The sequence below is a fragment of the Nocardiopsis sp. LOL_012 genome, assembly GCF_048060475.1.
GTDB lineage: Bacteria > Actinomycetota > Actinomycetes > Streptosporangiales > Streptosporangiaceae > Nocardiopsis.
This window is the reverse complement of record NZ_JBHMIV010000026.1, coordinates 1-13,757: the sequence shown is the minus strand read 5'-3', so window position 1 is coordinate 13,757 and position 13,757 is coordinate 1. Positions and strand designations below refer to the sequence as shown.

At 72.7% G+C, this 13,757-nt stretch carries 17 protein-coding genes; 13 read left to right on the top strand and 4 right to left on the bottom strand.

What is annotated here, in order from left to right; translation table 11 throughout:
- The first annotated feature begins 2 nt into the window (after window positions 1–2).
- The 3 genes from ACFHWE_RS16565 to ACFHWE_RS16555 all read left to right on the top strand — a co-directional run bounded on the left by ACFHWE_RS16565 (window position 3) and on the right by ACFHWE_RS16555 (window position 2,724).
- Complete coding sequence (locus ACFHWE_RS16565) at window positions 3–410, top strand: DUF6114 domain-containing protein (RefSeq protein WP_416602549.1); 408 nt, start codon at window positions 3–5, stop codon at window positions 408–410.
- Window positions 411–567: 157 nt separating this feature from the next.
- Window positions 568–1,212, top strand: coding sequence for a hypothetical protein (locus tag ACFHWE_RS16560; protein WP_416602548.1), 645 nt, complete (start codon window positions 568–570; stop codon window positions 1,210–1,212).
- Window positions 1,213–1,452: 240 nt separating this feature from the next.
- A complete protein-coding gene (locus ACFHWE_RS16555; RefSeq protein WP_416602547.1) occupies window positions 1,453–2,724 on the top strand; it encodes a metallophosphoesterase in 1,272 nt (423 codons plus the stop codon).
- Window positions 2,725–2,781: 57 nt separating this feature from the next.
- Here the strand turns inward: ACFHWE_RS16555 and ACFHWE_RS16550 are convergent, their stop codons facing one another.
- Window positions 2,782–4,659, bottom strand: coding sequence for an ABC transporter ATP-binding protein (locus tag ACFHWE_RS16550; protein WP_416602601.1), 1,878 nt, complete (start codon window positions 4,657–4,659; stop codon window positions 2,782–2,784).
- 171 nt (window positions 4,660–4,830) lie between these two features.
- On the opposite strand from ACFHWE_RS16550, the gene ACFHWE_RS16545 reads away from it, so the two are divergent.
- From ACFHWE_RS16545 to ACFHWE_RS16530, 4 genes are all read left to right on the top strand, one after another.
- Window positions 4,831–5,967 carry a sensor histidine kinase gene (locus ACFHWE_RS16545; protein ID WP_416602546.1) on the top strand — a complete coding sequence of 379 codons (1,137 nt, stop codon included), beginning with the start codon at window positions 4,831–4,833 and terminating at the stop codon, window positions 5,965–5,967.
- Window positions 5,964–6,650 (top strand): response regulator, encoded by a 687-nt coding sequence (locus ACFHWE_RS16540; RefSeq protein WP_416602545.1) that lies wholly within the window; start codon window positions 5,964–5,966, stop codon window positions 6,648–6,650. The genes ACFHWE_RS16545 and ACFHWE_RS16540 overlap by 4 nt, the downstream gene beginning before the upstream one ends.
- Before the next feature lie 111 nt (window positions 6,651–6,761).
- A complete protein-coding gene (locus ACFHWE_RS16535; RefSeq protein ID WP_416602544.1) occupies window positions 6,762–7,433 on the top strand; it encodes a DUF2306 domain-containing protein in 672 nt (223 codons plus the stop codon).
- Window positions 7,434–7,720: 287 nt separating this feature from the next.
- Window positions 7,721–8,299 (top strand): GNAT family N-acetyltransferase, encoded by a 579-nt coding sequence (locus tag ACFHWE_RS16530; RefSeq protein ID WP_416602543.1) that lies wholly within the window; start codon window positions 7,721–7,723, stop codon window positions 8,297–8,299.
- 7 nt (window positions 8,300–8,306) lie between these two features.
- Here ACFHWE_RS16530 and ACFHWE_RS16525 read toward each other — a convergent pair whose 3' ends face one another.
- Both ACFHWE_RS16525 and ACFHWE_RS16520 read right to left on the bottom strand, forming a co-directional pair.
- The gene (locus tag ACFHWE_RS16525) at window positions 8,307–8,714 is read right to left on the bottom strand and encodes a MarR family winged helix-turn-helix transcriptional regulator (protein ID WP_416602542.1); all 408 of its coding nucleotides are present in this window, start codon (window positions 8,712–8,714) and stop codon (window positions 8,307–8,309) included.
- Between the two features lie 99 nt (window positions 8,715–8,813).
- A complete protein-coding gene (locus tag ACFHWE_RS16520; protein ID WP_416602541.1) occupies window positions 8,814–9,611 on the bottom strand; it encodes a class I SAM-dependent methyltransferase in 798 nt (265 codons plus the stop codon).
- A gap of 225 nt (window positions 9,612–9,836) precedes the next feature.
- Between ACFHWE_RS16520 and ACFHWE_RS16515 the strand changes: the two genes are divergently transcribed.
- The 5 genes from ACFHWE_RS16515 (at window position 9,837) to ACFHWE_RS16495 (ending at window position 12,162) form a co-directional block, all read left to right on the top strand.
- Window positions 9,837–10,811, top strand: coding sequence for an alpha/beta fold hydrolase (locus ACFHWE_RS16515; RefSeq protein WP_416602540.1), 975 nt, complete (start codon window positions 9,837–9,839; stop codon window positions 10,809–10,811).
- 128 nt (window positions 10,812–10,939) lie between these two features.
- A complete protein-coding gene (locus ACFHWE_RS16510) occupies window positions 10,940–11,128 on the top strand; it encodes a VOC family protein (RefSeq protein ID WP_416602539.1) in 189 nt (62 codons plus the stop codon).
- 22 nt (window positions 11,129–11,150) lie between these two features.
- On the top strand, window positions 11,151–11,510 hold the full coding sequence (locus tag ACFHWE_RS16505) for an aspartyl/asparaginyl beta-hydroxylase domain-containing protein (RefSeq protein WP_416602538.1): 360 nt from the start codon (window positions 11,151–11,153) through the stop codon (window positions 11,508–11,510).
- Window positions 11,511–11,521: 11 nt separating this feature from the next.
- Window positions 11,522–11,914, top strand: coding sequence for a hypothetical protein (locus tag ACFHWE_RS16500; protein WP_416602537.1), 393 nt, complete (start codon window positions 11,522–11,524; stop codon window positions 11,912–11,914).
- On the top strand, window positions 11,911–12,162 hold the full coding sequence (locus ACFHWE_RS16495; RefSeq protein ID WP_416602536.1) for a nucleotidyltransferase domain-containing protein: 252 nt from the start codon (window positions 11,911–11,913) through the stop codon (window positions 12,160–12,162). Before ACFHWE_RS16500 ends, ACFHWE_RS16495 begins: the two co-directional genes overlap by 4 nt.
- Before the next feature lie 101 nt (window positions 12,163–12,263).
- Here ACFHWE_RS16495 and ACFHWE_RS16490 read toward each other — a convergent pair whose 3' ends face one another.
- On the bottom strand, window positions 12,264–12,491 hold the full coding sequence (locus tag ACFHWE_RS16490) for a hypothetical protein (RefSeq protein ID WP_416602535.1): 228 nt from the start codon (window positions 12,489–12,491) through the stop codon (window positions 12,264–12,266).
- A 231-nt stretch (window positions 12,492–12,722) separates the two neighbouring features.
- Here ACFHWE_RS16490 and ACFHWE_RS16485 point away from each other — a divergent pair, with 231 nt between their 5' ends.
- Window positions 12,723–13,565, top strand: coding sequence for a phosphotransferase family protein (locus tag ACFHWE_RS16485; RefSeq protein WP_416602534.1), 843 nt, complete (start codon window positions 12,723–12,725; stop codon window positions 13,563–13,565).
- Window positions 13,566–13,757 lie beyond the last annotated feature (192 nt).

Genomic DNA, 13,757 nt, shown 5'->3' with positions numbered 1-13,757 from the left:
CCGTGCTCTCCCGGATGCGCGACTGGCGCAAGAGGCGCCCCTTCGCGGGCGGCCTGCTGATGGTCCTGGCCGGGCTGGAGATGGCGGCCATCCCCCTGGCCCCGATCGACGTCATGATCCAACTGGGGCTGGCCGGCGTCCCGACCCTGCTCATCAGCGGCATGCTGGTGGTGCTGGGCCTGATCACCTGGTTCACCCCGAACCAGAACCTGGTGACGGGCTCCCTGGCCGGGTTCCTCGGCCTGGGTGCGCTGGTCATCTCCAACCTCGGCGGGTTCGTCATCGGCACCCTGCTGGCCCTGGTCGGCGGGGCACTGGCCTTCGCCTGGAGGCCGACCGCCAAGCCCGCCAGGGAGTCCCGGCGCGATCGCAGACAGCGGACGGCGAAGACCGCGGACTCCACCGGCTGAACGGCCCCTACGACTCCTCCCGCCGGGCGGCACGCATCCCGGCGGGAGGGTGGCGCGGACGACCGGACCACCACGGCGACCGACCCCCATGGCGCGTTGATCCCTGCACCGCCGGGCGGACCGCTTCGGCTTCCGCCCCCATGCACCGAGGAGAGACATGTCGTTTCCGCGACCCTTGACCCGTACTCTGCCCGTCTGCCTGGCCGCCGTCGGCCTCGCGCTGGCCACGGCCGTCCCGGCCCACGCCGCCGGGTCCACGACCGTCACCCCTGCGGGGGACGAGTTCTCCGCAGCCCTGGACGGGACCGCGACCTTCACCGCGGGCAGCATCACCGTCACCTGTGACACCTCCGACGCCGGGGGCTTCGTCCCCTCCGCGCCCGCCAACGCCAACGCCTCCGGGCCGGTCACCGGCACGATCAGTGCGCCGACCTTCACCGACTGCGACACGAACGTGCCCCTGGTCTCGGCCGTGGTGACCACACCCGACGAGGACTGGGACATCGTCATGCAGCACGGCTCGCCCTCGACCGGGACGCTGGTGATCCCCACCGCCGGAGTGGTGGTCCAGACCAGCGGCCTGGCCTCGTGCACCGCGACCGTGCACCCCGACGGCGCGGCCGGGGTCGAGGGCACCTGGACCAACGGCGGCACCGAGTCCGTGCTCGCCTTCGACACCACCGTGGACGTGGAGCTGGAGGGCGGCTTCGGCTGCCCCTCCGGTGACAGCGCGGACTTCACCGCCACCTACGACGTGGCCAACGTGACCACGCCCGCCTCGCCGATCACCGTGTCCTCCTGACGGTGACCGCTCCCCGACGGTCTCCCCGCCCCGCGCGGGGAGACCGTCCCCGTGTGTTCCCGCACGGGCCGCGGAGCGCGTCTTCACGGAGCCCTGGGGCCCGTGTCCTGGGTAGGAAAGGAGGGCCATGCCCGGCGTTCACCACACCGCGACGGATGGTCCCCGACGGTTCACACCGTGTTGTCGGCGGGAGGCTACCGTCGCCGCGTCAGCGTTCCCCCGGCAGAAAGGCACCCCATCGTGTCCGACTCCGCTGCCCGCCGCACCCTCGCCGCCCTCGGCACGGCCGTACTGGCCCTGACCTGCGTCGCGGTGACGTCCCCTGCCGCCTCCGCGGCCACCGCCCCCGAGCGCGTCATCCTCGTCCCCACCGCCGACCCCTCCACCTCCCAGACCCTCACCTGGCGTTCGCAGGGCTCGGGCTCCCCCGTCCTGGAGATCGCCCCCGCCGCCACACCCGACCAGGTCACCACCGTCGAGGGCACCGAGACCGGATCGGTCGGCGGCACCTTCCACGCCGCCACCGCGGACGGGTTGGCCCCCGACACCGACTACCGCTACCGCGTGGGCGACGGCACCGCCTTCAGCCGCTGGCGCACCTTCACCACCGCCTCCTCCGGCGCCGACCCCTTCACATTCCTGTACTTCGGCGACGTGCAGAACGGCATCTCCACCGGCGGCGCCGCCATGGCCCAGGCCGCGCTGGCCGCCGAGCCCGACGCCGAACTGGCCGTGCACGCCGGCGACCTGGTCAACGACGCCGACAGCGAGTCGGAGTGGACTGACTGGTTCAACGCCTTCGGAGCCGAGGCCACCGGCACCATGAACCACGTCACCACCGCCGGCAACCACGAGTACGCGCTGCTCTCCCTGAGCGACTACTGGCGGCCGCAGTTCCCGACCCCGGGCAACGGCGCCAGCTCCTGGGGGCGCCACCTGCCCTCCACCACCTACTACACCGACTACCAGGGCGTGCGCTTCGTCGTCCTCAACTCCAACTACCGCCAGGCCGCGCCGATCGGCAGCCGGATCTGGATGGACATCCAGCAGAACTGGCTGGAGGACGTCCTGGCCGACAACCCCCACCCCTGGACGGTGGTCACCTTCCACCACCCCGTCTTCTCCAACAGCCCCGACCGCGACAACGCCCTCCTGCGCCGGGCCTGGCTCGACACCTTCGAGGACTACGACGTCGACCTGGTCCTGCAGGGCCACGACCACTCCTACGGGCGCGGCAACGTGGCCGCCAACGCCACCGCCGACCCGGCCGTGCAGACCGGGCCGGTCTACACCGTCGCGGTGACGGGCACCAAGATGTACGACATCTCCGAGGACAACTGGACGGATAACGGCGCCGAGGTGCGGGTGCAGTTCTCCGACACCTCCACCTACCAGGCCGTGGAAGTGGACGGCGACACCCTGCGCTACACCGCCCGCACCGCGGACGGCACCGTCGTGGACTCCTTCAGCATCGACAAGAGCGACGGCAAGACCGTGACCGACACCCTCTAGGGCCCTTCCGGCAGGAGGGCCCCGGCCCCCGGTGTGGCGCCACCGGGGACCGGGGCCTCACCCGAGGGCGGCGGCCTCCTGCGGCCCGCTCTCAGTGAACTGTGTGCGGTACAGCTCGGCGTAGCGGCCCTCCAGTGACAGCAGTTCGGCGTGAGTGCCGCGTTCGACGATCCGTCCGGCCTCCACGACCAGGATCGTGTCGGCCGCGCGGATCGTGGACAGCCGGTGGGCGATGACCAGGGAGGTGCGGCCGCGCAGCGCCTCGGCCAGGGCCTCCTGGACCGCCGCCTCGGAGGTGGAGTCCAGCGCCGAGGTCGCCTCGTCGAGGATGACCACCTCGGGGTCGGTCAGCAGCAGGCGGGCGATGGTCAGCCGCTGGCGCTCGCCGCCGGAGAAGCGGTAGCCGCGTTCGCCGACCACCGTGTCCAGGCCTTCGGGCAGGGAGGAGACGAGCCGGTCCAGGCGGGCGCGGCGCAGGGCGTCCCACAAGCGGTCGTCGGTGGCGTCGGGGCTGCCCAGGGTGAGGTTGGCCCGGATGCTCTCGTGGAAGAGGTGGCCGTCCTGGGTGACCACGCCCAGGGCCTGGCGGATCGACGCGAAGGTCAGGTCGCGCACGTCGTGGCCGCCCAGGCGGACGGTCCCGGTGTCGGCGTCGTAGAGGCGGGGGGCGAGTTGGGCGATGGTGGACTTGCCCGCGCCCGAGGACCCGACCAGGGCGACCATCCGCCCCGGTTCGACGCGGAAGGACACCCCGTGCAGGACGGTGCCGTGGTCGGCGGTGTCCAGGACGGCCACCTCCTCCAGGGAGGCCAGTGACACCTTCTCCGCGCTGGGGTAGGCGAAGGTCACCTCGTCGAACTCCAGGGAGGTGGGCCCCTCGGGCAGGGTGCGGGCGCCGGGACGCTCGTCGACCAGGGGTTCGAGGTCCAAGACCTCGAAGATGCGGCTGAAGCTGACCAGGGCGCTCATCACCTCCACGCGTGCGCCGGCCAGGGCGGTCAGCGGTGCGTACAGGCGGGTGAGGAGCATGCCCATGGCCACGACCGTGCCCGCCTCCAGTTGGCCGCGCAGCGTGTAGAGGCCGCCCAGCCCGTAGACCAGGGCCAGCGCCAGCGCGGAGACCAGGGTGAGCGCGACGAAGAACGCCTCCTGGACCATGGCGGTGCGCACACCGATGTCGCGAACCCGGCCAGCCCGGCGGGCGAACTCGGCGGACTCCTCGCGGGGGCAGCCGAAGAGTTTGACGAGGGTGGCTCCGGGGGCGGAGAAGCGTTCGGTCAACTGGGTGCCCATGGCAGCGTCGTGCAGGGCACGTTCGCGTTCGATACGGGCCAGGCGGGCGCCCATGCGGCGTGCGGGCAGAACGAACACCGGCAGCAGGGCCAGGGACAGCAGGGTGATCTGCCAGGACAGGCCGAGCATCACCACCAGGGCCAGGACGAGGGTGACGGTGTTGCCCGCCACGCCGGAGAAGACGTCGCTGAAGGCGCGCTGGGCTCCGATGACGTCGTTGTTGAGGCGGCTGACCAGGGCTCCGGTGCGGGTGCGGGTGAAGAAGGCGACCGGCATGCGCTGGACGTGGTCGTAGACCGTGGTGCGCAGGTCCAGGATGAGCCCTTCGCCCAGGCGGGCCGACATCCACCGCACGGCGAGGGACAGGGCGGCCTCGGCCACCGCGACGGTGGCGATGAGCCCGGCCAGGGCCAGGACCGGCCCCAGGGCGGAGCCGCCGACGACGGCGTCGACGACCCGGCCCGCGAGCAGGGGGGAGGCGACGGCGAGGGCCGCGGCGACCACGCTCAGGGCGAGGTACCACGCCAGTTGGCGGGAGTGGGGGCGGGCGAAGGAGGCGATGCGCCGTAGGAGCGGTAGGGAGAAGGGGCGCTGGTCCTCTTGGGCGTGCATGGCGTGGTACATGGAGTTCCACGCGGCCATCTCCATCATGGGCGGTGTCCCCTGGGGTCGCGGTCGTCGGGCTCGTGGTCGGTCCGACCATAGAACCTCAACATTTATTGAGGTCAATTCCGGCGGCCGGAGGTTCACGGATCCTCTCCCTCCTCCTTCGGGCCGATCCGCTCGGGCGGCGCGGCCCCTACGATGATCTCCGTGCACGGACTTCTGCGTTCGGTGTGGGACGAACCGCGCCCCCTCGGCCCTCCCGCCCGCCCCCGGTGGGACTGGACGCTCGTCGCCGTGTTCGCGGCGGCCGCGGTGGCCGAGGGCCTGCTGCGGCCGGACCTGCCGTGGCGGGCGCTGTCGGTGGTGCTCGTCGTCGCTCTGCTGCCCGTGCTGCTGTGGCGCCGTGCCCGTCCGGTTCTGGGGCTCGCGGCCGTCTTCGGCGTTCCGGCGCTGGTGTCGGCGGCGACCGGTGTGCAGCCCGGGGAGATGTACACGAGCGTGGTCTTCCTGCTGTTGCCCTACGCGCTGCTGCGATGGGGGGCGGGGCGCCAGGTCCTGGCGGGTGCGGCGATCGTGCTCGCCGAGTTCCTCCTCCAGGCCGTCCTGGGACACGGGGAGCCCACCGACGTGGTCGGCGGCTTCGCGGTGCTGTTCTCGGTGGGCGCGCTGGGCGCGGCCCAGCGGTACCGGGCCAGCGCCAGGAGCCGCGAGGCGGACCGGGCCAGGCTGCTCGAACGCGAGCGGATCGCCCGCGACCTGCACGACACCGTCGCCCACCACGTCTCGGCGGTGGCGATCCGCGCCCAGGCGGGTCTGGCGGTGGCCGGGGAGCGCCCGGATGCGGCCGTCGAAGCGCTCGGGGTGATCGAGTTCGAGGCCTCGCGCGCCCTCGCCGACATGCGGACCATGGTCCACCTCCTGCGTCAGGGCGGGGCCGCGGAGCTGGAGCCCGGTCCGGGTGTGGACGACATCGGTCGGCTCGTGCGCCGTTCCTGGCCCGGTGTCCCGTCCGTGCGGGTGCGGCTGCGCGGCGACTTCGACGGGCTGTCCCCGCTGGTGGGGACGGCGCTCTACCGTCTGGCCCAGGAGTCGGTCACCAACGCCCGGCGTCATGCCCGCCGCGCCACCCGGATCGAGGTCGACGTCACCGCCGACGGCGCCTGGGTGCGCCTGAGGGTGGGCGACGACGGTGCGGTTTCGGCCCCGCGCCCGGCAGGCGGGTACGGGATCGCCGGGATGGCCGAGCGGGCCGAGCTGCTCGGCGGCACCTGCACGGCCGGGCCGGCGCCCGGGGGCGGCTGGACCGTGACCGCCGAGCTGCCCCGTTCCGGGAGGAAGACGTGAGCATCCGGGTGGTCGTCGCCGACGACCAGGAGATCGTCCGCACCGGCCTGGCGATGATCCTGGACGCCCAGGCCGGTATCGAGGTCGTGGGGCAGGCCGCCGACGGGCGCGCGGCGGTGGACCTGGCGCGGCGCCTGCGCCCCGACGTGTGCCTGTTCGACGTCCGCATGCCCCGGCTCGACGGGATCGGGGCCACCCGTGCCCTGGCCGGGCCGGAGGTGGCCGATCCGTTCGCGGTCGTCGTCATCACCGTGTTCGATCTGGACGAGTACGTCTATGCCGCGCTCCGCGCGGGTGCCCGGGGCTTCCTGCTCAAGGACGCCGGGCCGGACCTGCTCGGCCAGGCCGTGCGCGCCGCCGCGGCGGGGGACGCGCTCATCGCCCCGGCCGTGACGGCGCGGCTGCTGGACGCCTTCGCCGACTCCGGGCCGGCCGCGCCGCCGGTGCGGCCCGTGGAGGCGCTCACCGGGCGGGAGGAGCAGGTCCTGGCGGCGGTCGCCCGGGGGCGGACCAACGCCGAGATCGCCGGGGAGCTGCACATCGCGCTCAGCACCGTCAAGACCCACATCGCGGGCCTGATGGCCAAGCTGGGTGTGCGCAACCGTGTGGAGATCGCGATGTGGGCCTACGAGACCCGCCGGGGCAGGCCCCGTTCGGGTCCGGACGGCGCCCCTCGGGGATGAGCGGTCACCGTCCCGGCGTGTGCGGGGGACCTCTGCCTCCTCCGATCGGCTGAGGCGGCTCGGGCCGGATGTCCGATGCCCCGGCGGCCCTCGCCCGGCCAGGATCGGGGCATGGCGATCAAGGACAAGACTTCCTCTCCCCGGCGTGAGTGGCTCGTGCCCGTTCTGCTGGTCCTGCTCAGCGCGGTTCCGGTGATCGCGGGCGGTTTCCGCCTGGCCGAACTGGGCGGCGGCGGGCCGGTCACCCCCGGCAACGCCCGCTTCTTCGATTCCCCCGTCCCGGTGGTGCTGCACATCGCGGCGTCCGCGCTGTACTGCGTTCTGGGCGCGTTCCAGTTCGCCCCGGGACTGCGTCGGCGGCGGCCCGGGTGGCACCGCCTCGCGGGCCGGTTCCTGGTCCCGTTCGGGCTCGTCTCGGCGCTGACTGGTCTGTGGATGACGGTGTCCTACACCCTGCCGGCGATGGACGGGGAGCTGCTCATGGTGCAGCGGCTGGGGTTCGGTTCGGCCATGGCCCTCTTCCTCGTGCTGGGGTTCGCCGCGGTGCGGCGGCGCGACATCGCCGGGCACCGCGCCTGGATGGTGCGTGCCTACGCGATCGGCCAGGGGGCGGGAACCCAGGTGTTCACCCACCTGCCCTGGGTACTGTTCCTCGGCGCTCCCGGCGAGGTGGTCAGGGCGGCGCTCATGGGTGCGGGCTGGGTGGTCAACATCGCCGTGGCCGAGTGGGTCATCCGGGGGCACGGGGCCCGGCCTTCCCGGCGCGCGGAGCGTGTCGGCTGACCTTCTCCCCGCTGCGGACCGGCGGTCAAAGGCCGTTGAGGAACTCGACCGGGGCCGATTCCTCGAAGGCGTCGACGCACCCGGGCATGTCGAGGCCACTGAGGAGGATGAGGACGCCCGCGATGCCGACCATCCAGGCCATGGCCTCGCGGGAACCGGACGCAACCCTGGTCCTCCACCGTTCCAGACACGGGCGCACACGCCCGCACGCGTCAGAGACCGCTGGCGGCTGAGGCGGGCCGAGCGGTACCCGATACTGGGGAGCGATCCGAGCACGAGGGGGAGATGTGACCACCACCGACACCGACGGCACCGCTGCGCAGGAGGGCGGGGAACTGCACTACCGAGCGGCCGTCCCCGGCGATGCCTCCGCGCTGGTGGAGCTGGTCAACGCCTGTTACCGGGGCGACGGCTCCCGGCGGGGGTGGACGACCGAGGCGCACCTGCTCGACGGCCAGCGCGTGGACGAGGACGGCATGGCCGCCCTGCTGTCCCGTGACGACACGCTCGTCCTGGTGGCCGAATCCGGCGGTGAGCTGGTGGCCTGCTGCGAGCTGCGGCGCGGCGCGGCGGACGCCTACTTCGGGATGTTCTCCGTGCGGCCCACGATCCAGGGCGGCGGTCTGGGGCGGCGCGTACTGGCGAAGGCCGAGCGCGTCGCCGAGCGCGAGTGGGGGTGCTCCCTGATGCGGATGCAGGTGCTCAGGCAGCGCGCGGAGCTCATCTCCTGGTACGAGCGGCGTGGCTACGCCCGTACGGGCCGGACCTTCCCCTTTCCCTACGGGGACGCACGCTTCGGCCTTCCCAAGCGCCCTGACCTGGCCTTCGTCGAACTCGCCCGCGACCTGGGCGTGGAGCCGACCTAGCCGGGGCTCAGCCCTGTTCGAGGTTGGCCGACATGCGCTCCAGCACGTCGACGGCGGCATGGTATTCCTGTTCGCTGATGCCCCGGCTCAGGCGGCGGCGCCCCTGGCCGACCCTCTCGAAGAGCTCCTCGTGTGCGCTCCGCCCGGCGGCGGTCAGGGACAGGGGGTCGCCGCCCTTCACCCAGCCGCGGCGGCGCAGCTCCTCCACAGTGGGGGCGACGGTGGGCTCGCCCTCCTCCAGGAACGGGGCGAGCCTGTGGTCCAGGTCACGCACCGTCGCGGGTTCGGTGTGCAGGGAGGTGAGGACCTGCCAGTGGCGTCGCCCCAGTGATTCGGTGGACAGGGCGCGGTCGAAGTCGTTCTCGATCAACCGGTCCAGGTGCTTGAGCCAGTAGCCGATCGGCAGGTCGGACATGGTCCCCTCCAGCGTGCGCGACGGTGTCCACACGGGTTCCGACGCTATACCGGCCGTGCCCGGCCTGGCCAGTGGTCTCCCCGGGTGTCGGTGTCGGTTCTAGGCACGGCACAGCAGGGCGCCGCGGGGCACGACGAACACCGCGTCGGGGTCCTGGCTCCACCGGATCCACCCCTGGGAGATGCCCTCCAGCTCCTCGCGGGTGATGTGGCCCTCCTGGACGGCCTGGCGCCCCATGTCCGAGACCAGGATGCGTTCGGCCCACATGGTGCCCCACCAGTGGCGGTGGTCGGGCGCGGAGTGGCTCCAGGCCTCGGCCACGTAGGTGACGTCGGTGAACCCGGCCGCGTGCGCCCAGGCCACCATGTGTCGGCCGGCGTCGGGCTCTCCGCCGTTGGCGCGGGCCACGCTCTGGTACAGGTCCATCCACGTGTCCAGTTCGGGCAGGCGCGGGTACCAGTACATGGCGGAGTAGTCGCTGTCGCACACGGCCACCACGCCGCCGGGGCGGGCCACGCGCCGCATCTCGGCCAGGGCGCGCACGGGGTCGGCCACGTGCTGCAGGACCTGGTGGGCGTGGACGACGTCGAAGGAGTCGTCGGGCAGGTCCAGGACGTGGGCGTCGCCGACACGGAAGTCGATGTGGTCCACGCCCTCCTCCCTGGCGGTGGCGCGGGCCAGTTCGATCGCCTCTGGGGAGGCGTCCACGGCGGTGACAGGCCCGGGGGCGACCCGCTGGGCCAGGTCGACGGTGATGGAGCCGGGGCCGCAGCCCACGTCCAGCAGGGAGCGGCCGGGGGTCATCTCCTGCAGTGCGTAGGCGGTGGAGTTGGCGGCGTTGCGCCAGCGGTAGGAGTCGGTGACGGCGCGGTGCTGGCCGTGGGTGTAGCGCGCCATGGGGCGCCCCTTTCCGTGGTCCGTGGGACGGGGGTGTCCCGGTTCTGGGACACTACACCCTTGTCTCTGTCAATGAGATGCCATTCTCATATTATGAGACATGCGGTGTTGTTCGGGCCGGATGCGTGCGCGTGGCCGGCCTCGCCTATCCTCGCTACTGAGGGCCGCCGCCGTCCCCCGGGCGGGCCGGGCCCTGCCCACTCCAACGGGGGGCTGGAGCCAGCGTTGACCGTCAAGCACAGCCACGTCGAGGCCAACGGCGTCCGCCTGCACATCGCCGAACAGGGGGAGGGGCCGCTGGTCCTGCTCCTGCACGGCTTCCCCGAGAGCTGGTACTCCTGGCGCCACCAGTTCACACCGCTGGCCGAGGCCGGGTACCGGGTCGTGGCCCCCGACCAGCGCGGGTACGGCGGCAGCGACGCCCCCGACGCGGTGGACGCCTACACCCTTCCGCACCTGGTGGGCGACGTGACCGCGCTGATCAACGCCCTGGGGGCCTCCGACGCCGTGGTCGTGGGCCACGACTGGGGCGCACCCGTGGCCTGGACCACCGCCCTGCTCCGCCCCGACCTGGTGCGCGGCGTGGCGGGGCTGAGCGTACCGCCGCTGCCCCCGGCCGGGATGCCCGCGATCTCGGTGACGCGTGAGATCTACGGCGAGGACTTCTACCAGGTCCGCTTCCAGAGCCCGGGGGAGATCGACGCCCAGATGGCCGCCGACCCCGCCGCGTTCCTGCGCCGCCTGCTCTACACCGCCTCGGGTGACAACCCCGACGACCGCGCGATGTGGATGATCACCCAGGGGCAGCCCCTGCTGGAGAGCCTCGCCGACCCCGAACAGCTCCCCGCCTGGCTCACCGAGGACGACCTGGCCGTGTTCACCGAGGCCTTCCAGGGCCCCGGCGGCTTCACGGGCCCCCTCAACTGGTACCGCAACATCGAACTCAACCAGGGGCTGCTCGCCGCCTTCCAGGGCCGCACGGTCGACGTGCCCGCCCTGTACGCGATCGGCGACCGCGACATGGTCGCGAGGATGCGCGGCGTGGACTTCCTGCGCGAGAACCTCCACCTGGTCGCCCCCCGCGTCTACGGCAACCTCACCCTGCCCGGCTGCGGCCACTGGACCCAGCAGGAACGCCCCGCCGAGGTCAACGCCGCGCTGCTGAACTTCCTCGCCGACCTGGAGAAGGACGACCGTTGACCGCGCACCGGGCGGATCCGGCCGAGGAGATCCCGGGGGCGTGTCGATCCGGGGCGGTGCCGCGCGACGTGTGGGTGAGAGGCGGGCACACACCCCGCCCGCGCACCGCGACACGAGAGAACACCCCGATGGTCACCATCACCGGCATCACGCCCTTCCTGTGGTTCGACGACCAGGCCGAGGAGGCCGCACGCCTGTACACCGGGCTCTTCGACGGCTCCCGCATCCTGGGGTCCGAGCAGGAACGGAACGGTGAGTCCCGACGACTGTCACATCTGTTGACACCGGTGGCGGGACACGCCACCCTGTCGGCATGAACGGTGACGCGGAGGCCTTTGGGTGAGCGGCTACAGCCGCTTCCAGTCCGGCGGGTGGGGCACGCTGTCCCTGCTCAACGACACCGGCCACGCCCGCGACGTCACCATCGGCGACACCACCACCGCCCGGCCCACCGACCTGCTCGGGCGCATGCCCACCACCCGGGCGCTGCTGGACGAGCTGGGGTTGGAGTACATGTGGGCGCGCCTGGCCCTGCTGGAAGCCGGGTCCTACCTGTGGGAGCACCGCGACTACCAGGAGGACGGACTCGCCCAGACCGAACGCCACCGCGTGCACATCCCCCTCGCCACCGCCTCCTCGGCGTTCCTGGTCCTGGGCGGCAGCGCCGTCCACCTGGCCCCGGCCGGATCTGGCGGCTGACCCCCACGTTCGTGCACGGGGCGTGCAACGCCCACGGGCCCGCACGGATCCACCTGATCCTGGACTGCTACGCCGGCCCCACCCTCGACTGGCTACGCGACGGCGAGCACCTGCCCGAGAGGTGCGTGCGCCACCTGCCGGAAGCCGATGAGGAGGAGCTGGCGGGGTACGCGACGACCGCCCGCCGCCTGGCCCACCTGGGCTACGTCCGCTCCGCCGAGCACCACCTGCTGCGCCTGTTCTTCAACCGCCGTCTGGACGAGGGCCGCGCCTACGACATGGTCATCGCCCTGCACCGCGACCGCGGCGACACCGCCGCCGTCACCACGTGGCGCGAGCACAAGGCTATCGTGCTGGGCCCGCACAGCCTGACCGACGAACCCCTCAAGGAGGTGAGCCGATGAGCGCCACCGACGCCGCCCTGGAAGCCCTGGCCGCCGCCAACCGTCCCGAGCAGTTCACCGTCATGGACCAGACCATGCGCCTGCTCGCCGCCAGCCCCGCCGTCACCCACCTGGTGGTGCGCGGCTCCTTCGCCACCGGCACCTCCGACCGGCTCTCCGACGTCGACCTGGTCGTCGGCGTGCGCGAGACCGACTACCCGGCGTTCACCGCCGCCCACGACGCCCTCATCGCCACCAGCCTCAACTAGCTCCTGCCCGCCTGGCCCGACACCATCGTCCCCGACCTGGTGGGCGGACTCGGGTTCGTCCACCTGCTCGTGCACCGCCACATGCTCTACCAACTCGACCTCTACCTCGCCCCCGCCAGCCGCATCGAGCACATCACCAGCACCACCCGGGGCAGGCTGATGTACACCGACCCCGACCACACCCCCGCGCCCGACAGCGGCCACCCGCAGGTGGAGGCGTTCATCGACGCCCACCGCCAGGCCCCGCCCACGTGCACCGACCTGCTGGTCGAGGCGCTCGTGCTCACCTGGCTGATCCACAAGAGGATCGTGCGCGGCCAGCAGTTCATGGCCTACAAGGAAACCCACCAACTCACCACCGCCGCCCGCTCCCTGGCGCGCACCGCCTACTTAGGCTGGTACCACCTGGAGACCGACCTGGGCGCCACCCCCATCGGCCGGGACTGCCTGCGGGACCTGGCCGAGCTGACGGGCGCACCGCCGTCCGACCCGCTTGGGACACCCTTCCCGCACCGCTGCGCCGCACCGTCGCCGAACGTCTCGGCTCACCCGTGGCGTCGGTGGCCGACCAGGGCGGCGGGTTCACCCCCGGCGTGGCGGCCCGCCTCCGCCTGGCCGACGACTCAGGCGCCTTCGTCAAGGCGATGCCCGTCACGCACCCGCTCGCCGACGCCTACCGCCACGAGGCCCGCATCGCTGCCGGTCTACCTTCCGCGGCCCCCGTGCCGCGGCTGCTCTGGCACGGCACCGCTGAGGGGTGGGTGGTGCTGGTCTTCGACGACGTCGACGGCCGCCACCCCGACCCGACGCCCGGCTCGGCCGACATCGAACCCGTGGTGGACGCGATCGCCGCGATGAGCCGCACCCTGACCCCCTGCCCGGTGGCCGAACTGGAGCCGTCCTCGACCGCCCGGGGCGCCTGGCTGCACGGCTGGGAACTCCTCGCCCAGGACCCACCCGAAGACCTCGGCGCGTGGGAGCGCCAGCACCTGGCCGAGCTGGCCAAGGCCGAAACAGTGTGGCGCTCGCACGCCGACGGCCCCGCCCTGGTGCACGGTGACATCCGCCCCGACCACCTGCTCACCACCACCGGCGGCCACATCGCCGTGGTGGACTGGGCGCACGCCTTCCACGGCGCCCCCTGGCAGGACATCGCGGACCTGGTGCCGCACCTGGTCATGGCCGGACACACCCCCGCCGCCGAACACCACCTGGCCGGGGTGGACACGTGGGAAGAGGCCGACGAGGAGGTGCTCACCAGCTACGCGGCCGCCTACGCCGGCTACTGGACGCGGATGAGCCGTCAGCCAGCCCCGAAGGGGGTGCCGCACCTGCGCCCCTACCTACGGCGGGCCGCGGCCACGGCGCTGGCGTGGGTCCGCCACCGTACCGGCGCCGCCTAGAAGACCTCTCCGCGCTGGTCGGCAGGCCCGGTTCCGTTCAGCCCTGGGCCGGGCCCAACTCGCGGCGTGTCCCCGAGGCGCGCAGCTCCTTCAGATCGGGGATGTGGTTGTACAGCGTCCCCGGGCTGACGCCGAGCAGCTTGGCGATGGAGGTCACCGAGTACTCGGGGTTGGGGAGCATGTCGCGGGCCG